Raw genomic sequence first — 21,292 nt, 5'->3', positions numbered from 1 at the left:
GTTGCGACATGTGTTTGGCGGGCCCCGTGTTTGTTCGGGCCCGCCAGTGCTGTTTCTGCGTCAGGCGGCCGCGCCGGTTGGATCGGTGTGCAGGATGTTGTCCGCATGCAGCGTGCTGAGATCGCTCAGACCGTTGAAGGTGCCCATGATTTCGGCCGTGGCGGTGTCGGCATCCGAGAAGGTCACGCGCGCCATCGCCGCGTTGCTGCCATCGCTGGCCATGAAATAGAAGACATCGCCCGCATCGGTGTCCACCAGGGTCTCGGCCGCATCCGCCAGGGTATCGGCGTTCAGATCGCTCACCGCAGTGGTAAAGCCCACTACACCGGTGTCGGTGCCAATGGTGCTGCCGCTGGCCAGGGTTTCGACCCCCGTGCCCGCCCCGCGCAAGGACGACACATCCAACCCGCTGAAGGTGATGGCATCGGTGATTTCTCCCTCCGGCCCCAGGGTGAAGCCGGTGACCGTATCAGTGCCATTGGCGCTTGGGTCGGCCTCGAACACCACCACGTGGCGGCCGCCTTCGGAGACGTCAATACTGTCATTGCCACCGCCGCCCTGGATGACATTGCTGACATCCTCGGCCGTTAGCGTGTCGGCGCCATCGGTGCCGAACTGCAACGTCGTGGACCCGCCATCAGGCGTGGTGAGTTTCAGCACGATGGGTTTGCTGGCGTCCTGCACGGTCATCTCGAATGTCACCAGCGGGGACGAAAGATCACCAAAGCTGGTGGCGGCGCCTGCAAAGTTCACCGTCGAGGCATCTGCGGGGTTGGCCAGGAACAGGCTGAAGGCGTTGTTGGCGTTGACCGATCCCGCGTCAAAGGCGACGACACTGGAATCAAACGTCATCTGCGAGGTCACGGCCAGCCCGCCCGAGACATCGCGATCCGGGTCGGCATACATGGCAAAGGTGATGGTCGAGCCATCGCGTGAGACCTCGGAAACCACATAAGCACCTGCCTCATAGGCCACGGCCGTGTCGCTTGCGGGCAGGGGATCGCGCCCGCCTGTAACGGATGCATTGGCCGTAAAGGTCAGATCGGTTCCGGCGGTGATCGCCGCGAAACTGGAGGCTGGGATGGCCAGGGACCAGCTGCCGTTCGAGGCGATGGTGGCGGAGCCCACCAGAGTGCCATTCAAGGTGACATCCACGGATTGCCCCGCTGCAAGTTCGGCAGAAGAACCCGAAACCGTCAGGCCACTGGCCTTGGCGGTCGAAAGCACCACGGCGTCATTGGACCCTACATCGTTGAGAGTCAGGATCGGGCGGAAATCAGTGCTCAACCCGGCGCTGGCTTGTGTCGCAGCATTGCCTGCCGCGTCAGAGATATTTGCACTCAGCGTGTAATCCGTCGTGTCCGCCAGCGTGGCCAGATCGGCCTGCGGGATGGTCACGCCCCAGGCGCCGCCGCTCGCGGTCGCCGTGTAGGTCTGCCCATTAAGGGTGACGGTGACGGTTTGCCCGTCCTCGGCATCGGTGGTGCCTGAAACGGCCAGGTCGCTCTTGCGCTCGATCGCATCGAGCACACCGCCGACGCTGAGCGCGTTCAGGGTAAGGGTGGGTGCGGTGAAATCGGTCGCAAAGCTGGATGTGGCGCTGCCCACGTTGCCGGCGTCATCCGCGACATCCGCCTTGGCCGTATAGGTCTGCCCGTCTTGCAAGGCGGCCAGGCTGGCAGCCGGGATCGTTAGCGACCAGGCCCCACCGGTCACAGTGGCGGTGCCACTGGCGTCAACCGTGCCGTCCGAGCGAACCAAGGAGACCGTAACCTGGGTGCCATCGGGTGCGTCCGAGCCGCCGGTCATGGTCAAGTCGGTGCCCTGTTCGGCGGCATTCATCACCGCCCCGTCCGACAGTGCGGTGAGCGTCACGGTGTGCGCGGTGAAATCGGTGTCAAAGCTGCTGCTGGCCTGGATGGCCGCGTTGCCTGCGACGTCCGTGACATCAGCCGTGAGCGGGATGGTTGCGCCATCCGTCAATGCGCTCAAACTTGCGGCCGGAACGGTGACCGACCAGCTGCCGCCCGACACCGTACCGGTATAGGTCTGACTGTTCAGGGTGACGGTCACGGTCTGCCCATCCTCGGCATCGGTGGTGCCAGAGACCGTCAGATCCGTGCCCGCTTCGGCCGCGTTCATCACGGCCCCAGACGACAGCGAGGTGATTGTCAGGGTGGGTGCGGTGAAATCGGCGAGGAACCCGGACGAAACCTGTGGGGCCGCTATGCCATCGGTGTCCGACACATCCGCCGTCAATGTGTACGCTCCGCTATTGGTCAGCGCGCCCAGATCGGCGGCAGGAATGGTCACGCTCCAGCTGCCGCCCGACACGGCGCCCGTATAGGTCTGACCGTTTAAGGTGACAGTGACGGCCTGACCGTCGGGAACATTGTTCGTCGTACCGCTGACGGTCACGTCTGCTCCGGCTTCGGCTGCACTCAGTGCAGTCCCAAACGGCAGGTCGGCGAGGGTGAGAGACGGCCCAGTTAGATCCACCGGCACCGAGGCCGTGACCGCGGTCGAAGTGTTGCCGGCCGCGTCCGTCACCGTGACGCTGACGGCGATATCGGTCCCGGTGGTCAAACCCGCCAGATCAGCCTGCGGGATAGTCACGCCCCAGGTGCCGCCATTGGCCGCGCCCCCATAGTTTTGACCGTTGAAGCTCACGACGACCGGATCCCCGTCTGCTGCCGTTGTTGTACCGGTGATCTGCAGATCGCGCCCCTGGTCGATCAGATTGATGGTACCATCAGCAACCGCATTCATGGTCACGGTGGGTGCGGTGAAATCGGTGCTCAGCGCGCTACTGGCCTGGGCCGCCGGGTTACCCGCGACATCCGTGACATCTGCCGTCACTGTCACACTTGCCCCATCACCCAAAGCTGCCAGAGCAGCGGTGGGCACGGTCACGCTCCAGGCACCGCCACTGGCAGTGCCGGTATAAGTCTGGCCATTGAGGGTAACAGTCACGGTCTGACCATCCTCGACATCGGTGGTGCCGGTGATGTTCAGATCGCTTCCCGCCTCGGCCGCGTTCACGATCGCGTCGCTTGCAATGGTGTTGATGGTGAGCGTTGGCGGCAACGTGTCGATGGTGTAAGTAACTGTTTCAGTGCCAAAAATATTCCCGGCTGCGTTTTCATACGCCACTTCGACCGTGGTTGCGCCCTGGGGTAGCGCGGCGGCTTCGGCCTGGGTCAACGTCAGGGTCCAATTACCGTCTTCGTCTGGGGTGACGGTCTTGCTGAAACTGCCAATGGTGACGACGACATTCTCGGTTCCGGCCGGCACGGTGGTGCCGGTGCTGGTATTGGTCAGGCCCGTGCTGGTCAGATCGCTGAGCGTCAGCGGTGGGGGGGCAGGGGCCGCACCGCCGCCGCCGCCTCCGCCGCCACCGACTGCGCCGGCAACGCCAAGTCCGGCCAGGGCCGCGCCCGCACCGCCCAGACCCGAGGCACCGCCCGCGCCGCCATCACCGCCGCCTGCAGTGTCGGCCGCCAGTTGGGCAATTTCGGCCGCAGCCTCGCCCGAGATCAAGATCTGATCGGCATCCAGAATGCGCACATCCGCCGCTTGCACGATCACCTGACGCCCATCGAGCAGAGTCAGCTGGACACTGCCATCGCTGAGCGTCTGGACCGAGCGCACATTGGCCATCGTGTCCACATCCAGATACGCGTCATTGGGGGTCGAGGCCTGCGCCAGAGCAGGCAAAGCGAGCAACAGACTGCCAAGCCCGGTCTTGGCAAAACCCTGCCATTTCCGGTCCAGCCACTTGCGAATGAAATGTTTGCGCGCACCATCGTCTTGTTGGTCCGCCGCGGTTTTGTCCTGTGTCGAAATTGGCGTCTTCATCGTTGTCCTCGTACGCTGCAAAGGCTGTCTGCCATGGTGAAGATGACCGCCGGACCCGTTTTCCCCCTGGGGTCCTGCACTGATCGGGGCATCGGAACGAACGCTGCTTGCGACATGATCCGCCCCGTTTTGCTGCGCGGCTTCACCTCTCAAAATTGAGTTAATCTGAGGCCAAAGGCCCCCTTCTCACCACAATTCCGGTCCCGGATCTGCCTTGCCCCTGGTCCAGACTGTTTCCAGTGCGTGGTTAGGGGTGTGTTCCATGTTTCAATTCGTAGGCATTACGACAACGGGATCGGCTGGGTTCGATACCGGTATCGGTGATCTGGCTTTAAAAACGTTTAATGGCCAAACGTATCTTTATGCGGCCAGTGGGGTGAATGGCGGCATCACGGCCTGGCGTCTGCAATCGGGTGGCAGTCCGGTGCTGTATGACGATCAGGCCTATGCCAGTTCAATCACCAGCCAGGTGGCGCGCCGGATCATGCCGGTCACCATCGCGGGCACCGAGCATCTGGCGCTGGATGTGGACACTGCCACGGGGTTGGTCAGCTATACCCTGAATGCAGGTGGCGACATTGGCAGTCTGCGCGAGACTGTGACCTTAAGCGGCGGCGGTGACATTGATGCGATGACCCAGGTGACAGGGGCCGGCAACGGGTTCCTGGCCATCGCCCATGACGAGACTGATCGCATCGCCACCTACCGGATCGAATCCGACGGCACGCTGACCCTGATCGGCAGCGAGGCGGGGCAGGCGGTTGCGCTCAAGACGCTTGAAACCGGTGGCAGCACCTATGTCGTCGCCGCCGACCCGGTATCGCACAATGTGGTGGCTTACGGCATCGACACAAACAGTGGCACGCTGTCATCCCCCAGTACCAGCGGTGCCGAATACGGGTTGGGGCTGGCAGATATCACCGCGATCGAGGTGGTGCAGGCTTACGGCGAATCCTGGGTCATCGTGGCGGCTTCGGGCAGCAATTCGCTTAGCGTCATGCGCCTGGGGATCGATGGTCGGCTGGTGCCGACCGACCATCTTCTGGATACGCTGAGCACCCGGTTCGAAAAGGTGCAGGATCTGGCAATGGTGCAGGTTCAGGACCGTGTCTTTGTTGTTGCAGGTGGCGGTGACGACGGGTTGAGCCTGTTCACCCTGACGCCGCATGGCAAGCTGATCCATTTGGAAAGCTTTGCCGACACCACCCAGACCGGGTTGCAGAACATTGAGGCCATCGCGGCAGCTTATGTGGGCACAGACCTGCAGATCTTTGCCAGTTCACAAGAGGACGCGGGCGTGACCCAGATGTCGGTCTCATTGGGCTCGTTGGGATATGTATTACAAGGGACCGGCACCGTGACCGGCAGCAGCAGTGACGACATGCTGATGGGGCTCACCGGGGATGCCACCCTGTCAGGCGGGGCAGGCAGTGACATCCTGATCGCGGCCACGGGAACGACCACCATGTCGGGTGGCAGCCAAGCTGACATCTTTGTCATGCGCGACGGATCGGGCACCACCACGATCACCGATTTCGAGGCCGGGATCGACCGATTGGATCTGTTTGACTATCCGATGCTGCGCAATGTCGGACAGCTGTCGATCACCTCTACCGGGCAGGGCGCGCAGATCACCTATCGCGACAACACCATCGTGATCAATTCGGCCTCGGGCACTTCGCTTGAAGCGAGCACCATTTTCGGCGGAGAGTTCACCGGGCCGGACCATGTTCCGATCATCGGCATCGGGGGAACGGGCGGGGGCGGCGGTACGCCCGCCATCTCGATTGGCTCACCCGGGGTGGTGGGGCAAATCACCGTGGCCACGGGCAGCGCCAATGCTGCGCTGAGCGATGCCGAGGTCCGCTTCACCCCCTCGGGCGGCAGCATGATAACGGCACAGGCCGACGCCACCGGCAATTTCAACCTCGGCCTCTCGGGCAGCAGCAGCGGCACGCTCGACATCGTCAAATCCTATTCCACCGCCAGTGCTGAGATCACCGCGTTTGATGCGCTGCAGGTTCTGCGCATCGCGGTGGGGCTGGATCCGACCTGGGGGGCGGCCTCAGGGCTGAACCTGATTGCAGCAGACATCACCCGCGACGGCACGATCAATGCACTCGACGCGCTGGATGTGCTGCGCGCGGCCGTGGGGCTTGAGGGGACATCGGCCCCCGAATGGCTGTTTCTGGATGCCAATGCGGACCTGTCGGGGATCACGCCCACATCGGTCAATTACAATACTGGCACCACGGTCACCGCCACCGATGGCGCCTTCAGCACCGATATGCACTCGCTTCTGCTGGGCAATATGGAGGCCTATTGAGTGATAAAGGAAAGGTTGGGGAACTGGGGGTTAAGGCCGGTGTTGACCGTGCTGCTGAACCGATCTCATAAGCTTGGGATACAGAAAATGGCCGATGCCATCAGCGCCCATAATTATTTCCAGTTCTTCCCGGCGGCTCGGCAGGACGGAAGATCAAAGAGCAATACGCCGATACCGGCGGCTTCACCGACCATGTCTCTGCGGTGACTTCCTTGCTTGGGTTCCTGTTCATAACGCGCATCCGCGACCTGCCATCGACGCGGCTCTATGCCTTTGACTCCGCGAGCGCGCCGAACGAGTTGCGCGGTTTGATCGGCAGCAAGATCCGCGAAGGTGTCATCGTTCAAAATTGGCCGGATGCCCTGCGCGCCTTGGCCACCATGGCGACAGGCGTTATCGCCCCCAGTCAGTTGCTCAAGAAGTTTGCGGCTTATCCCCGTCAGCACGAGCTGGCCGTGGCACTCCGCGAAATCGGCCGCGTCGAGCGCACCCTCTTCATCATCGACTGCCCCCTACGGCATGTGAAGTAATCAACCCTATTTCTTGCCACCTTCACACCCATCATCAGGACCCAAAACAGCCATGGCCGCCACAAGGACGGCCACAGAGACAAAATCAGTCAAACCAGCGGTGCAGATTTAATGGGTCCTGACCCTATCGAAAGCTTGCTTTTGCATCGGCCATCTTCAAGAAAACACGCTTCGTATCATGACCCGGATTGATGAATTCAAAGCCAATGCTTTGATAGAAGCTCAAGCGTCGAGCGTAATCGTCATCCTCGCGGACATCTAGAACAATGGCGTGTGCAGCAATTTGCTCGCTAAGAGCAACGCAACGTTGGATCGCATCCACGACTAAATCAGTTCCTACACCTTTGCCTTGCACCGATGCATCTACGGCAATCGCTGTCAGGTAGAATGCTGGAATTGGATGGACGAAACGCTTGTTCAGACTTGGGGCATCAACCGGTTCGATACTATGCGCGCAGATAGCGTAATACCCCAGGACAGAAGCTTTGGTTCCGGTCGCTTCTGCGTCCTTCAGCTGTTTTCGGTCCGTGAGACAATAGACGGCTGCTTTGCCGTCCTTGACCATGCTGCTCGCGCTTTGCTTGATCCAATGGTCCAGGTCATTGACACCACAAGAAAAAGCCCCGCGTTCATGCAGGGCTTTGTTAAATTTCGTCACCAGAAATGGCGTTTCACTCATCTGCCATCCGCTCACTTTTCTGTCGAGCAAGAGCGGCCAAGCGCTTGTTGGGTTTGCCTTCAGATGTAACGGCCTCCGCAAAGGCTGCAAAGATGTCATTGGGCAGAGCGGTTTTCGCGTGTTCGGCTTTGATGCGTTGAGCTTCTTGATACGCCACACTCGTTATAAAAGCGGTAACGTCCAATCCAACGGAAGCAGCAGCATCGTCGATTGTTTTCGCGACAAGAGGTGTCATGCGAATGTTCTTGTTCATGGATTTCTTGCCGCTCATAGCCGCGGCGGGCTGTTCTACATATGGCATGGTTTTCTCCTTGAACGTCGACTTACGCTGCTGCAACCAACGTGGTTAGGCGTAACGTTTCTAATGTAATTGTGCGCACAATGTCAATACAAAGCCAGGGCCAGTACCCACCCAAGGTTTATTCTGTCTTTCGTCACTGTTCGAGCAAGAGGCTGTCCCCGTCTGTTCATTCTGAGCTTGTGATAGACGCCCCAAAAACAAAATGGCCCGCGCCTGAATGCCAAGACGCGGGCCGTTTCGTGTCTTTTGAAACTGGTGGGGTTTATTCCACGGTCACCGATTTTGCCAGGTTGCGCGGTTGGTCCACGTCGGTGCCTTTCAGCACCGCCACATGATAGGCCAGAAGCTGCGCCACGATGGTGTGGGTGAAGGGGGCCAGGACCTCGGCGGTGGCGGGCACCACCAGGGTTTTCAGGCCGACCTCTTGCGCGAGCGCGGCGCCTTGCGGGTCGGTGACCATCAGCACGGGCGCGCCACGGGCGGCGACCTCTTGCACGTTGGACATGGTCTTTTCAAAGAGCGGGCCAGAGGCGGCAAAGACCACCACCGGCACGTCCTTGTCCAACAGCGCGATCGGGCCATGCTTGAGCTCGCCTGCGGCATAGCCTTCGGCGTGGATATAGCTGATCTCTTTCAGCTTCAAAGCCGCCTCAAGCGCCAGCGGCGCCAGGGCGCCACGGCCCAGGAACAGCGCGTCGCGCACCGTGGTCATGGTGGTGGCAAATTCCTGAACCAGCGGTTCGATCTCGATGGTTTCGGCAATCAGGCGGGGCAGGCCGGCCATGCCGGTCACCAGCTGACGTTCCTGAGCCGCATCGACCAGTCCCTGATCTTTGCCCGCTTTCAGCGCCAATGCCGCCAGCAGCGCCAGCTGACCGCTGAATGCCTTGGTCGAGGCCACGCCGATTTCCGGCCCGGCCATGATTTCCAGGGCGTGATCGGCCTCGCGCGCGATCGAGCTGGTGGGCACATTGATCACCGCCAGCGAGGTTTTGACCTTGCCTTTGACGTGGCGCAGGGCGGCCAGGGTGTCGGCGGTTTCGCCCGATTGGCTGACAAAGATCGCCAGATCATCCGCACGCAACGGTGCCGAGCGGTAGCGGAATTCGCTGGCGATATCGAGTTCGACCGGCAGATTGGCCAGGCTTTCGAACCAGTATTTCGCCACGGATGCCGCATAATAAGCGGTGCCACAGGCGACCAGAACAATGCGGTTCACACCCTCAAACGAGACATCGGCCACCGCGCCATTGAGGCTGCTGGTTTCCAAGTTCAGCAGGTTGGAAAAGGCGCGCGCCAGGGTGGCGGGCTGCTCGTGGATTTCCTTGTGCATGTAATGGCGGTGCTCGCCGCGGTCGACCAGAACGGCGTCCAGCTTAAGCTTGCGCGCCTCGCGGGTGACCGGCTGGAATGCGCGGTCATAGACGTCGACGCCCGAACGGGTCAGCACGGCCATGTCGCCCTCTTCGAGGTAAGCGATGGTCTGGGTCATCGGCGCCAGCGCCAGCGCGTCCGAGCCCACGAACATCTCGCGGCGGCCCGTGGCTTCGTTGGCCTCGCCATATCCCACCACCAGGGGTGAGCCCTGACGGGCGCAGATCATCAGGTCGTCTTCGCCTTCAAACAGAAAGCAGAGCGCAAAAGCACCGTGGATGCGTTGCAGGGTCTGTTGCACCGCCTCGAACGGTGTGCTGCCTGCGTTCAGGTAGCTGTTGCAGAGCTGCGCGATCACCTCGGTGTCGGTATCGGAGGCAAAGTTGATGCCCTGTTCGATCAGCTCTTCGCGCAGGCCTGCGTAGTTTTCGATGATGCCATTGTGGACAACGGCCACCTGGCCTGCGTGATGGGGATGTGCATTGGATTCATTGGGGACGCCATGGGTGGCCCAACGGGTGTGCGCAATGCCCGCCTGACCGTCGAGCGGATCCATGTCCAGCAGATCACAGAGTGCGGCAACCTTGCCCACTGCCCGGCGACGGTCGACGCGGCCGTTTTGGATGGTCGCAATGCCAGAACTGTCATAGCCCCGGTATTCCAGCCGTTGGAGCGATTCAACCAAACGTCCCGCAACGTCGGATGTTCCCAGAATTCCAACAATTCCGCACATCTCAATACTCCCTTAAAAAATTGTCTTCTTGCGCTAACATCAATCAGGTTATGGCAGTTATTCGCAGTTGGCTCAACAAATCCGGACAACCCGCTGTGCAGGATGCCGCTTACCTTTTGTCACATTATTTCAGCTGACACCGGCGATCGTATCGCTGATGCCGCCGATCACCTCGTCCAGCAGGCCCTGATCCTCGGCCTCGCCCATTACGCGGATCAGCGGCTCGGTGCCGGACTTGCGGATCAACAGACGGCCGCTTGTGCCCAGGGTTTTTTCACCCTTGGCGATGGCGCTTTGCACGCAGTCCTCGGCCAGGGGATCCTTGCCAAGGGTATAGCGGACGTTCTTGAGCTTTTGCGGCACCGGGGTGAAGACGCGGGTCAGATCGCTGGCCTTTTGCCCGGTTTCCACCATGGCGGCCATGAATTGCAGCGCTGCGATCAGACCGTCACCGGTGGTACCGTAATCGGTCATCACGATATGGCCCGATTGCTCGCCGCCCAGGTTGTGACCGTTCTTGCGCATCCGTTCGACCACATAGCGGTCGCCCACATTGGTGCGTTCCAGGCCGATATCCAGACCGTTCAGGTGCCGTTCCAGGCCAAGGTTGGACATCACAGTGGCCACCAGGGCATTGCCGCTCAGGCGGCCTTCGCGGGCCCACCGGGTGGCGATCAGGCCCATGATCTGATCACCGTCAGCCTCTTTCCCGGTCTCATCTAGCAAGATCAGCCGGTCGGCATCACCATCCAGGCAGATGCCCAGATCGGCGCGGGTCTCGCGCACCTTTTGGGCCGCCTGATGCGGGCTGGTCGAGCCGCATTCGGCGTTGATGTTGCGCCCGTTGGGCGACACGCCGATCGGGATGACTTCGGCGCCCAGTTCCCACAGAACCGTGGGCGCGGCGCGATAGGCCGCACCATTGGCGCAATCCAGCACGATGCGCAGCCCATCAAGGCGGCGCTGGCGCGGGAAGGTGGTCTTGGCATATTCCACATAGCGACCCAAAGCGTCATCCAGACGCTTGGCCCGGCCGATGTTTTCTGGGCGCGACAGGGTGATGCCGCGGTTCATGATCGATTCGATCTCGGTCTCGGCCTCATCCGAGAGCTTGAACCCGTCAGGGCCAAAGAACTTGATGCCGTTGTCGTTGGCGTGGTTGTGGCTGGCCGAGATCATGACCCCCACATCCGCACGCATCGAACGCGTCAGATACCCCACTGCCGGTGTCGGCACCGGCCCCAGCAGAAAAACGTTCATGCCGGTCGAAGTGAAGCCCGCCGTCAGCGCGTTTTCCAGCATGTAACCCGACAGACGGGTGTCCTTGCCGATCACCACACGGTGCTCGTTCTTGTCGCGGCGGAAGTAGCGGCCAACCGCAGCCCCCAGTTTCATCGCGATTTCCGCGGTCATGGGAAAGCTGTTTGCTTCTCCGCGTACACCATCGGTTCCAAAAAGCGCTCGTGCCATAATATACAAAATCCGTGAATAGGCTGTTGCCTTGCGTTTACGTTCTCGCTCTCAGGCTGTCCAGTCTGTAGCAGGCCCCGCCGTTCTGGATATGAGCGGTAAGATGGGGCAAGCAGATATGGGCGCCGTGTGGCGCTTTAATCCAGAACCGCCTCATCCAGCCTGCTGGATGTTGTCGCAGGTTGGATTTTTTCGATTGCCGCCACAGACGAGCGATAGGCCTCTTGTGGTGTCTGCCGAAACGCTGCCACCAACCCGAGCCGCGCCATAAGATAGCCCACCGTGCACAGACCCAGGAACAGAATAGAGAGCCCCCGGCTGTCACTGGCCACTACCGCCAGGATGGCCGGTATCACGGCCAGCGGCATGACCAGGCTTGAGGCGACCGGGTTGGCTGCGCTGCGGCTTTTGGCTTTGCCATGGCGCAGGATGGTGCGCAGCACCAGATGGTGGAAATGCAGCTTATCCGGAGCGGCGATCGACACCCCCTTGAGCACGCGCCGCAGCACCGCAAAGGTCGTGTCGACGAAGGGCCAGAAGATCACCAGCAGCATCGACCAGCGCGAGATGCCGGGGTTGCGCTCCATCAGCAGGATCGCGACCCAGGCCACCATGAAACCAATCAGATAGGCCCCGGCATCCCCCAGAAAGATCTTGCCGAAGGGAAAGTTCACAAAGAACACACCCAGGATCGACAGGGCGATAACCGCCGCCAGCAAAGCCACCGCATGATCGTCAAACCGCAAGGCGATGAAACTCAGCGACACCAGAGAAATGACTGCAACCGACATAGCCAGCCCGTTCAACCCGTCAATCAGGTTGAACGCATGGCTGATCGACGTGGCCACGATGATGGTGAACACTGCCCCGATTAGCGTGACCGCCAGCGCCTGGTCGACATAAGGCGCCACCCCGCGGTCGATCGTGGCCCCGGTCAGGAATACCATGATCAGGCTGCTGATCATCGCCGCCAGCAAGCGCTTGTAGGGGCGAGCTCCAATGCCGATATCCTCGCACAGACCGACCACGAACACCGGAATCCCCGCCGCCAGCATCAGGGCCAGCAGGGAAAAGGCCTCGCCAGCCAGCAAGAGCAGCGCAATCAGCAAACCGGTCACAAAAGCGACCCCGCCAATTCTGGGTGTTGGGGCTTTGTGCATGCTCTGCACCTCAAGACCTGCATGGCCCTTGGCGGTGCGGTGCAGGTGGCTGTCTTTTGTGAGGACAACGACCAGAGCAACGAGGAAGCTGCTCAAGGTAATCAGTACAAAAGACAAATCAAAATTGTCAAAAACCGTAACCATACTAGAAACTAGCCCCCCAAGAGCGGCTCCCTTACCCGGAAAATTCGGGCATAAAAAAGTCAACGAATTCGGCAGCGTCAGTGTTTCCACCAATTTGGATTTCCTTATTAATGAAAGGTTAATCCAAAATCCAGCATGTTTAAGGTCGATTAACTATGAAAGAATTAGGTATCACCTTGAAACTTACTGAATCACCAAAAGATTGATCCTTTTGACGCCTTTTTGAAAGATGTGATACAGTTCCGCCAGCTTGAAGCGACAGTCTGTCACCCGTGCAGAAATACCAACATTCCCCTTTTGAACAGGTTTGAAGAATGATTGTACCCTGTCACCGGTGGTGATGCGAATCAGAGACAGGAGCAAGGCATGTCGGAAACAGGGGTGCATACAGGCGACCTTCCACTGACGGAACAGGTCGACGATCTACTGGGCAATCGCGATGGCTCTACCGTGCGCATTCCACCCCAGAAATTGGCACAGCAGCTGGCCCGACACGTGGCTGCTGAGGTGGAATTCGACACGCTCGAGACACTTCTGGCGTCGGACATCCCAGCCCGCGGGGACGGAGCCATCTGGCGGGCCGGAGGGTTGGGCTTTCAGGAGGTCGACACAGGCAGCAGCGGGGGCGTGCTGGTTACCGCCGCCGGGATACACCTCAGGCCGTTGGCCGCGGCCAGACCCAACCGGGATTTTGCGGTGACACCTCAGCATTTCGCCACCCCCGAAGAGCTGGAGGTGGATGCGGATGCGGCCCTGATCCAATGCGCCGATGCCGCAGCCTCGGCTCCGGGCGGCAAGATGGTCCTGCCCACCGGGCTTTACCTGGCCAGCCCCGATCTGCAGCTGCTGCGCGAGGGTCTGGTGATCGAAGGCGAGGGACGCAACCGCTCACAGGTCATCCTGAAACCCGGGCAGGGAGGGGCTGCCCTGTCGCGGTCCTGGGACCCCGAGGGGCCCAATGCCTATTTGCAGGACGTGGTGCTGCGATCCTTTGGTGTGATCCTTCAGCACCCGGAACGAGCGGCGCCGTCGAATTACCGTCAGCGCGGGATCGACCTGTCCCATGTCACCCGCTCGCTTTGCGATGACCTGTATGTCGGAACCTACCCGCGCGGCTTGTCCGAAAACATGGTGCCCCGTCCCGCAAACGCGGCCGACGCGACTCAGGGGACCGCCTTTCTGGGCATGTCCACAAGTCCCGGTCCCGCCTATTCGGGCGGCGAGGTCAACCGCTACTCGGGCTGCCATGTGGCCGGGGCACAAAAGGGGTATGTCCTGGATGATCCCGATTTCATCCTGCCGGGGGCCGGCTCGGCCTCATACGCCAACCATTATGCCCATTGCGAGGCCCAGCATTGCGAGATGGGCTTTGGTCAGCTGTCCAAATACGGGGCCGGCAGCATGTATCTGGATTGCCGTGTGCAAGCGGTAAGCCGGGCCACCGGCTCGTCCAACACCACGTTCGAGTTTCGCATAGATGGGTATGACAACACCCTCATCGGGGGCTATTCCGAAAGCCCTGCTGCGGATTACGCCTTGTATCTGTCTGGTACATCAAGGCGGAACAAGGTTTATCCCCGCCTGTGGGATTTGGGTGTCAGCGACCGGGTCTCGGACCTGGGCACCGGCAACATCATCGAGATCATCGACCCCAACACCAACCGACACAAACTGCTCAGCGGAAATCGCGATCTGAATGCGGGCCGGGTGCAGGCCTTTGCCACCTGGAGCGTTGTCGGCAAACAGGTCACAGTTCTGGACAGCGTCGGCGTGACCGACGTCCGGCGGCGTGGAACGGGTGATTATCAGATCCAATTCGACGAGGGGGTTTTTGACAGCAACGGTTACGCGCACGTGTTGTCGGGCACCGTGAATGCCGCAGGCCACCCCGGTCTCGTCTACCCTCACAGTGCGGATCATATCGAACAGACCGGCCTTCGGCTGCTGTCGCGCAATCTGGCCACTTCGGAGGTGGCCGATTTCGAGCGCTATTCGGCGGTGTTTCACGGCGGGCAGGCGGGATGAACCAACCGCCTGTTCACGCCCTGCACGCCCCGCATTCGACCCGCCGGTTCGTCCTGACTGGTGGTGCCGCTGCAACCGCTTGCCTGATTATTCCCACTTGGTCTGCCGCGGGCTCAAGCCCCCGGATGTTGCTTTTGGCGCAGCCCGAGAGCGCCACAACGACGATCCCCTTGTTGACCAACGGCAACGCACCGTTGTTGCTTGGCGACAGGAAAGTGTGACCCGTGTTGTGAATGTGCCCCCTTACACATCAAATTAAGACATAACTTGGATTATGTAAAATACATGAAGGACGTCAGATCACGGCGCTGGCAATAGCCTGCTCCGTTCTGCGTATGCACGGCACATTAGCGACAGCTGCAACCATCTCAGGTATCGTAATACGCCTTTCCATATCCACTATAGACACCCGATTGCTCATAAGAGCCGTATCTTTGGGCCTTTTTGTAGTTGATGTCCGATAACACCACACCCGTCGCCGGGCTACCAACAGAGGCCAGCTGTCGCAGGCCATCCTCGACCATTGTGCGACTGGTGTAGTTCCACTTGACATAATAGATGATCGCATCCGCAAGGCGCCCGATGATCCGTGCATCCGGTACGATCAATACCGGTGGCGTGTCGATGATGATATGATCATAGGTCTTGCGCAGCTCGACAATGAAGTCGCGGAATGCGTCTGAAGACAGGAAATCGGCGGCATTCACTTCGACCTTTTTGCCGACCAGCACATCAAACCCACCCAAATCACTTCTGGTCAGCGCCTCCTCCAGCGCGCTTTCGCCGCGAACCACCGAAGCCAGACCCACCTCATTGGCATCCGGGAAATACTGGGCCAGGGTGCGACGTCGAATGTCGGCTTCGATCAGGATAACCCGTTTTCCCAGAGAGGCCAGGTTCTGCGCAATGGCAATCGCGTTTGTCGTCTTGCCTTCTCCCGGCAGGGTCGAAGTCATCATCAGCACCTGTGGCGGCTGATCCATGTTGGCCAACAGAACCGAAGTCCGCAAATTGCGGATCGCTTCGGACGCAGCCGAGGTCGGGTGATCGGCCAGATAGGTCAGCAGAGATTTGCGGCCTCGCAATGGCATGTTGGGGATCTGCCCTAGAACCGGCAAGCCGGTGCTGGTTTCCAAATCGTTTGCGGTGCGGAACCCAAAATGCGTGTACTGGCGGAACATGACCCATGCGCCGCCGATCAAGGCTCCCAGCATCAGAGATACGGCCATCACCAAGGTCTTGTTGGGTTGCACAAGATCGCCGGGCACGGCGCGTGACAGAATGCGGCTGTCAGCCTGCTGCAACCCGATCTGCACAGAGGTTTCTTTGAGACGGGCCAGGAAAGTCTCATAGAGCACCCGGGTTGCCTGTGCATCGCGTTCCATCTGGGTCAGACGGCTCAGATCTTCGGTCTGATCTTTGACCTTTGCCTGCATCTCGGTCAGAGCCACCTCAAGAGAGTCGCGTTGCGACTGCTGGCGCGTCAATCTGTTTTCGGCTTGCTGCAAAAGCGTATTGCTCATCTCCCAGAACCGATCTTCATTGGTCTCATCCAAGAACCGCCGGAGCTGAGCGCTTCCAAGCGCCTCGACAACCTTGTCCTTGTCTTTTGCCTCACTCGCGGCCTGCGCTGCGACAAGCCGCGCTTGCGCAGTCTCAAGCCCGCTTTCAGTGTCTCTGAGGCGTTCACGCAGATCCTTGGTGCTCAGGTTGAGCCCTTCGAGTGCAAGCGCGCTGGCCAATTCGGTATCGCTGCGCAGGTCCTTGATTGCGTCCTGCTGCTCGTTCAGATCCGCTTCCAACTCGGTCACACGGTTGCTCAGCCAGTTGACCGCATATTCGGTGGCCTCAAACTTCACCCCGACTTGGTCGTCTATGTAAAGTTCGGCCAGACGGTTGGCCAACACCGCCGATTTACGCGAGCTGTTGGTGACAAAATAAATGTTGAACAGATAGGATTCCCGTTGCGAGGTCACGCGAATGGCTTTGCGCAGTTGATCAACCGTTTCGATCAACACGGCATCGTCACCGTCGCCCGGCGCCTCGCCGCCTACTTCTGGCGACTGGATCAGGTTCACGATAAATGCCTTCATCTGTCCCAGGGAAAAGCCCCCCGGACCATCTCCGGCCAAGACGTTGAATTCAGGATCTTGCAAAAGATTCTGATCTTCAACCAACCGCTCCAACAAAGTACGCGAACGAATGATGGCCAATTCTGTTTTCAACGCCGCCTCTTCCTTGGAGACGCCGGAGATCACGCTATCGAGGTCTACAACCTGCTGGTTGCGCGATTGCAAAGCCAGTTGCACGCCGGATTGATATTTGGGCTGGGCAACCTTGAAGGCATAATACCCGCCCAGAAACAAAGCCACGGTCATGCACAGGGCAATGATCCACTTGCCGCGCCAGATCACGCCCAGAATCTGAAACAGATCAAGATTCTGAGATGACGTACGAGATACAGACCCGTTCTCGTTCGAAAATTTCCGAGACACATCCTGGGGCATTATGACTCGATACTCCTATTGCGGCGAAACATGTGGCAAACCAACTCATCAAAAATATGTACTCATGCGAGGTACTTGTAATTACCCTGCATGGGTTTTGGCTCTTGTGCCAGACGTCCCTTGATTGTTCAATAAACGATCCAATGATCGTGCCACCGCCTGAACGGTCCCGCATACTTTTTGCCGCGCTAAAGCAATGCCCCTTTCGGTCAGGGTGCACCGCGACTATCAGGGCACCATAAATTTAGATCTTTTACCGAGTCGGACATATGAATCTTCAGACATTTCTGAAACTGGCGGGTGGCGTTGGCGCCATCGGCTTGGTGGATCGAGTTGTTAATCTTCTCACCGGTGTTTTGCTGGCTCGGTGGCTTGGTGTCGAAGGCTATGGCATCTACGCCTTTGTTATGGCGATCATCGTGCTGGCCCTGCTGCTGGTGCGCTTTGGTCTGCCCGATTGGCTGTTACGCGAAGTCGCTCGCGGCCGGTCCGACCCGGCGACCCATGTCCCGATGGCGTTTGTAGCGCGTATCATGCTGCTGACCGGTGGCATAGGGTTGGCTTGTGCCCTGGGTGGGTCCGTTCTGACCGTCGCCTTCGTCGAATCCTCGGCCCTGAGCACAGCCCTGCTGGTGGCAGTCTGGCTACTGCCGACACTGGCGCTGATCGATCTGATCGACGCTGTCTTGCGTGGATGGGGCAAGGTGGTGCAGGCCCAAGCTGTTACGATCCTGCTGCGCGGGGTTCTGGCCCTGCTTGGGATGATCGCACTGGTCTATCTGTCGCCGGATCTAACCCAAGCTCACATGATGCTGGCGGTGCGGGTCGCGGTGGCTTGCAGCATCGTTGCCATCGGTTACCTGCTTCTGGTCCGACTAAACACAAATATCGCACGCCCAGATCAGACGCGCCCCCTCCTGCCCCCGTCCGAGGTCTTGCGTGCCGGTCTGCCGTTCATGCTGATCGGGGGCGCAGCCGTGATCCTGTCCCGCACCGATGTCCTGATGTTGGGTATGCTGGCGGGCACCCAAGAGGCCGGCATCTACAACATCGCTGCCCAGGGTGCCTTACTGGTGCAACTGGTGCTGAACCTGGGCAACACCATCAACGCACCCGAGTTCGCCCGGCTGCACACGGCAGGCAACAAGGTCGCGCTCGAGCGTTTCGCCGTCATGAGCGCGCGGGTCATCTTTCTGGTTGGCGGGGCTGTCGCCCTGGTTCTTGCAATTTTTGCGAAACCGCTTCTGACGCTTGTGTTCGGGCCGGAATTTGCCAGCGGCGCCACGATTCTGATCATCTTGGCCATCGGCTTTGCCACCGCCCTGTTCTTTGGCGAAACCGGCTTCATGCTCAGCATGGCGGGCCATGAAAACGACAGCCTCAAGATCCTGAGCGGGATCGCTGTTCTGAACATCATGCTGAATGCAATCTTCATCCCGCTTTGGGGCGCCGAAGGGGCGGCTCTGGCGACGGTTCTGTCGCTCAACATCCAACGCCTGATTGGATGGTGGACCGTACGCAAAAAAATCGGTATCTCCTGTGGGTGTATTTTCAGGTAGACGGCCCTCAAACAAGTCCGGCACCCATTCCAAATTGACCGCATTCATTTTTGGTTGACCCAGCCCAGGGCGACTGTTTTCCGAAAGGGCAAATCATGAAGCAGAAAAAGATCATCTTTTACGAATTGAATGAAGTGCCCTATCGCATCTTCGATCACTTCGCCAAACTCATGCCTGGTTCAAGCTTGGGCATCCTGCAAAACCGCGCCCGACGCTATGAAACCCACGCCGAAGACAGCGGTCACCTGAGCCCTTGGATCACCTGGCCAACCCTGCACCGGGGTGTCAGTAATGACGACCACGAAATCAGCGATTTTGGCATGGATCTTCAGCATGTAGACAAAGAGTTTCCTCCTTTGTGGCAAATCCTGTCCAAGGCCGGTGCCAAGGTCGGCCTGTTTGGCAGCCTGCACAGCTACCCCCTGCCCGACAATGTCTCGGATTATGCGTTTTACGTGCCCGATACCTTTGCGGCCGGGCCCGAATGTTTCCCTAAGAAATTCGAAGCGTTTCAGAATTTCAACCTGATAATGGCAGGAATGAACGGAAGCCAGGTGACCAATTCAATCGCCCTGAAAGAGGCGGGTCAATTCTTGCTGGCAGCGCCTGGCTTGGGACTGCGTGGGAAGACCGTAGGCAAGCTGGCTGGTCAACTTCTAGCTGAACGCCGGACCCCTGCCCGCTCGGTGCGCCGCAGAACCTCACAAACGCAGATTTCATTTGATTTCTTCTACAAGGCCTTGCGCCAAAACAAGCCCGATGTGTCGTTCTTTTTCACCAACCACGTAGCCTCGTCCATGCATCGTTATTGGCCTGCGCTGTTCCCGCAGGATTATGACACTTTGAATTTTGAGCAACCATGGCTGGACACCTGGGCCGGGGAAATCCCCTTTGTCATGCAAGAGGCCGAAGAACAGCTGTCCTTGCTGTTGCGCTTTGTTGCAGCCAATCCCGATTATCTTCTGGCAGTCACAACTAGCATGGGGCAGGCCGCTGTCGAAGGGCGCAATCGGGTCGAACGCATCGTCACCATCGACAATTTACGCAATCTGATGCGTGGCTTGGGTGTGCCGGATGAAGATTGGGAAAAACGCCCAGCCATGGTACCTCAGTTCGTCGTCGCAGTATCAGAAGCCCCCCGTCAGAGGTTTCTGCAGAACATAGGCGGCCTGAGTATCAACGGGCGCAGCATCCAGATCGACGATCTGGGAGAAAACGTCATCCGCATGGAATTCAGCATCGCCAACGAGCACCTGGAACAGGTGACCTACAAGGGGGAAACTGCGGATCCCAAAACCTTTGGGCTGACCTGCATGGAGCTTTTGGATGCGGCCGGGGCCAATGCCTATCATGTGCCCGATGGGATGCTGATGGTCTATGACCACCTGTCCCCTGAAGCACAACGCATGAATCCGATGAAGATTTCGACCCGCGAAATCGCGCCCGCCGTGCTGCAAAACTTCGGTGTCACCCCGCCGGGCTACATGGAACAGGCTTTTACACTCTAGGCTTGGACCTGGGTGCTGAGGGCATCAGTTGCTCCCAGCGGGCTGCGATGCCTTCCATCGAAAACGTCTGACGCACGGCTACGGCCTCTTGCGCCAATACTTGCAGACGCGCCGGGTCCGACATCAAGGCGTGCAGGGCGGCGCGCAGGGCTTCGGGGTCGTTCTGAGGTACCAGCACACCGTTTCGGCCGGAGCGGATCACATCCCGTGGACCAGTATTGCAATCGACGCTGACTGCAGGCACCCCATGAGCCATGGCCTCGACCAGCACATTGGGGAACCCCTCGAACAGCGAGGTCAGCGCAAAAAGATCTGCCCGCGCGTACCAATCGCCGACATTGCCAGCCCGTCCCGGCAACAGGACACGCCCACCCAGCTTGAGCCGATCGCGCTGCGCTTCGAGCGCGGGGCGTTCGCCGCCCTCGCCCATGATGACCAGATCCCATTCGGGCAGCTCGGGGGCGAGGTGAGCAAAAGTGTTCATCAGCCGATCATAGCCCTTTTCCGGCCCCAGACGCCCCACCGCCAAAAGCAGCTTACGCCCAGATGCCAGATGGTCGGCCGGAGACAGAATTGGATCATGTCTGGGCAACGGATAGGTGACCGGATTCGGGATCGCCTCGACCTGGTCGGCACTGGTGTGGCGACGCACCCAATCGGCACCTTCTTTGGTCTGGGCCACCACAACATCCAGACGCCGGTAAAACAGCTTGCGCAGGGTTTCCCAGATCCGCCCCAAAGGCATGCTGGGCGGATAACTGCGTTCGGTTCCGATGTGGACACGGGACGGGGATTTTTGCGCCAGGGACAACAGGACGCTGCCGGTGGACATGATCCCAAAGACCACATCCGGAGACAGCTCTCGCAGGCAGGCATTCAACGCTCGAACCCGGGTGATGTTGTTGCTCAGTGCCGACCACAAAGACCTGCGCGAGGCGCTGAGGTTCAGAGCCACACGGCGGATGCGGGGGTCAAGCTCATAACCGTCGCCATCCTTATTGCTCAGGGTCACGACGCTGACCTCATGGCCTTTCGCAGACCAGTGATTGGCCATATTCGCGGTGAACCGCTCGGCTCCACCCGTCGACATGGAAAAGAGAAAGAACATCACATGCATC

At 59.6% G+C, this 21,292-nt stretch carries 13 protein-coding genes and 1 pseudogene; 6 read left to right on the top strand and 8 right to left on the bottom strand.

The window, feature by feature from the left end; translation table 11 throughout:
• Nucleotides 1-60: 60 nt before the first annotated feature.
• Entirely contained in the window at nucleotides 61-3,858 is a 3,798-nt protein-coding gene (locus G6R15_RS21445) for an Ig-like domain-containing protein (protein WP_164662076.1), read from the bottom strand.
• Nucleotides 3,859-4,120: 262 nt separating this feature from the next.
• On the opposite strand from G6R15_RS21445, the gene G6R15_RS21440 reads away from it, so the two are divergent.
• Nucleotides 4,121-6,184: a hcalcium-binding protein gene (locus tag G6R15_RS21440; protein ID WP_164662074.1), complete on the top strand. Its 2,064-nt coding sequence runs from the start codon at nucleotides 4,121-4,123 to the stop codon at nucleotides 6,182-6,184.
• Between the two features lie 149 nt (nucleotides 6,185-6,333).
• Nucleotides 6,334-6,690: pseudogene (locus tag G6R15_RS21435) on the top strand (Tn3 family transposase); the annotation flags it as partial.
• A 148-nt stretch (nucleotides 6,691-6,838) separates the two neighbouring features.
• On the opposite strand, the gene G6R15_RS21430 reads toward G6R15_RS21435, so the two are convergent.
• From G6R15_RS21430 to G6R15_RS21410, 5 genes are all read right to left on the bottom strand, one after another.
• A complete protein-coding gene (locus tag G6R15_RS21430) occupies nucleotides 6,839-7,393 on the bottom strand; it encodes an N-acetyltransferase (protein WP_164662072.1) in 555 nt (184 codons plus the stop codon).
• Complete coding sequence (locus tag G6R15_RS21425; RefSeq protein ID WP_164662070.1) at nucleotides 7,386-7,694, bottom strand: DUF1778 domain-containing protein; 309 nt, start codon at nucleotides 7,692-7,694, stop codon at nucleotides 7,386-7,388. The genes G6R15_RS21430 and G6R15_RS21425 overlap by 8 nt, the downstream gene beginning before the upstream one ends.
• A 262-nt stretch (nucleotides 7,695-7,956) precedes the next feature.
• On the bottom strand, nucleotides 7,957-9,801 hold the full coding sequence (gene glmS / locus G6R15_RS21420) for a glutamine--fructose-6-phosphate transaminase (isomerizing) (RefSeq protein WP_164662068.1): 1,845 nt from the start codon (nucleotides 9,799-9,801) through the stop codon (nucleotides 7,957-7,959).
• Nucleotides 9,802-9,930: 129 nt separating this feature from the next.
• A complete protein-coding gene (gene glmM / locus G6R15_RS21415) occupies nucleotides 9,931-11,271 on the bottom strand; it encodes a phosphoglucosamine mutase (RefSeq protein WP_164662067.1) in 1,341 nt (446 codons plus the stop codon).
• 137 nt (nucleotides 11,272-11,408) lie between these two features.
• Complete coding sequence (locus G6R15_RS21410) at nucleotides 11,409-12,527, bottom strand: glycosyltransferase family 4 protein (protein WP_164662065.1); 1,119 nt, start codon at nucleotides 12,525-12,527, stop codon at nucleotides 11,409-11,411.
• Nucleotides 12,528-12,941: 414 nt separating this feature from the next.
• Between G6R15_RS21410 and G6R15_RS21405 the strand changes: the two genes are divergently transcribed.
• Nucleotides 12,942-14,600 carry a hypothetical protein gene (locus G6R15_RS21405; protein ID WP_164662063.1) on the top strand — a complete coding sequence of 553 codons (1,659 nt, stop codon included), beginning with the start codon at nucleotides 12,942-12,944 and terminating at the stop codon, nucleotides 14,598-14,600.
• Nucleotides 14,597-14,821 carry a hypothetical protein gene (locus G6R15_RS21400; protein ID WP_164662062.1) on the top strand — a complete coding sequence of 75 codons (225 nt, stop codon included), beginning with the start codon at nucleotides 14,597-14,599 and terminating at the stop codon, nucleotides 14,819-14,821. The genes G6R15_RS21405 and G6R15_RS21400 overlap by 4 nt, the downstream gene beginning before the upstream one ends.
• A 147-nt stretch (nucleotides 14,822-14,968) precedes the next feature.
• On the opposite strand, the gene G6R15_RS21395 is transcribed toward G6R15_RS21400, so the two are convergent.
• Nucleotides 14,969-17,107 (bottom strand): polysaccharide biosynthesis tyrosine autokinase, encoded by a 2,139-nt coding sequence (locus G6R15_RS21395; RefSeq protein WP_164662060.1) that lies wholly within the window; start codon nucleotides 17,105-17,107, stop codon nucleotides 14,969-14,971.
• 269 nt (nucleotides 17,108-17,376) lie between these two features.
• Between G6R15_RS21395 and G6R15_RS21390 the strand changes: the two genes are divergently transcribed.
• Complete coding sequence (locus G6R15_RS21390) at nucleotides 17,377-18,666, top strand: flippase (RefSeq protein ID WP_164662059.1); 1,290 nt, start codon at nucleotides 17,377-17,379, stop codon at nucleotides 18,664-18,666.
• A gap of 95 nt (nucleotides 18,667-18,761) precedes the next feature.
• Nucleotides 18,762-20,174, top strand: coding sequence for a hypothetical protein (locus tag G6R15_RS21385; protein WP_164662057.1), 1,413 nt, complete (start codon nucleotides 18,762-18,764; stop codon nucleotides 20,172-20,174).
• Here G6R15_RS21385 and G6R15_RS21380 read toward each other — a convergent pair.
• Entirely contained in the window at nucleotides 20,164-21,291 is a 1,128-nt protein-coding gene (locus G6R15_RS21380; RefSeq protein ID WP_164662056.1) for a glycosyltransferase family 4 protein, read from the bottom strand. The two genes, G6R15_RS21385 and G6R15_RS21380, sit on opposite strands and share 11 nt — an antisense overlap.
• Between the last annotated feature and the right edge of the window lies 1 nt (nucleotide 21,292).

It is taken from the genome of Tropicibacter sp. Alg240-R139, from assembly GCF_900537075.1.
Lineage (GTDB): Bacteria > Pseudomonadota > Alphaproteobacteria > Rhodobacterales > Rhodobacteraceae > Falsiruegeria.
The sequence above is the reverse complement of the archived record's forward strand: the minus strand, read 5'-3'. Positions and strand labels throughout refer to the sequence as shown.

Coding starts and splice junctions, on each gene's coding strand:
- G6R15_RS21445 (WP_164662076.1), bottom strand. CDS start 3,858: ATGAAGACGCCAATTTCGACACAGGACAAAACCGCGGCGGACCAACAA.
- G6R15_RS21440 (WP_164662074.1), top strand. CDS start 4,121: ATGTTTCAATTCGTAGGCATTACGACAACGGGATCGGCTGGGTTCGAT.
- G6R15_RS21430 (WP_164662072.1), bottom strand. CDS start 7,393: ATGAGTGAAACGCCATTTCTGGTGACGAAATTTAACAAAGCCCTGCAT.
- G6R15_RS21425 (WP_164662070.1), bottom strand. CDS start 7,694: ATGCCATATGTAGAACAGCCCGCCGCGGCTATGAGCGGCAAGAAATCC.
- glmS (WP_164662068.1), bottom strand. CDS start 9,801: ATGTGCGGAATTGTTGGAATTCTGGGAACATCCGACGTTGCGGGACGT.
- glmM (WP_164662067.1), bottom strand. CDS start 11,271: ATGGCACGAGCGCTTTTTGGAACCGATGGTGTACGCGGAGAAGCAAAC.
- G6R15_RS21405 (WP_164662063.1), top strand. CDS start 12,942: ATGTCGGAAACAGGGGTGCATACAGGCGACCTTCCACTGACGGAACAG.
- G6R15_RS21400 (WP_164662062.1), top strand. CDS start 14,597: ATGAACCAACCGCCTGTTCACGCCCTGCACGCCCCGCATTCGACCCGC.
- G6R15_RS21395 (WP_164662060.1), bottom strand. CDS start 17,107: ATGCCCCAGGATGTGTCTCGGAAATTTTCGAACGAGAACGGGTCTGTA.
- G6R15_RS21390 (WP_164662059.1), top strand. CDS start 17,377: ATGAATCTTCAGACATTTCTGAAACTGGCGGGTGGCGTTGGCGCCATC.
- G6R15_RS21385 (WP_164662057.1), top strand. CDS start 18,762: ATGAAGCAGAAAAAGATCATCTTTTACGAATTGAATGAAGTGCCCTAT.
- G6R15_RS21380 (WP_164662056.1), bottom strand. CDS start 21,291: ATGCATGTGATGTTCTTTCTCTTTTCCATGTCGACGGGTGGAGCCGAG.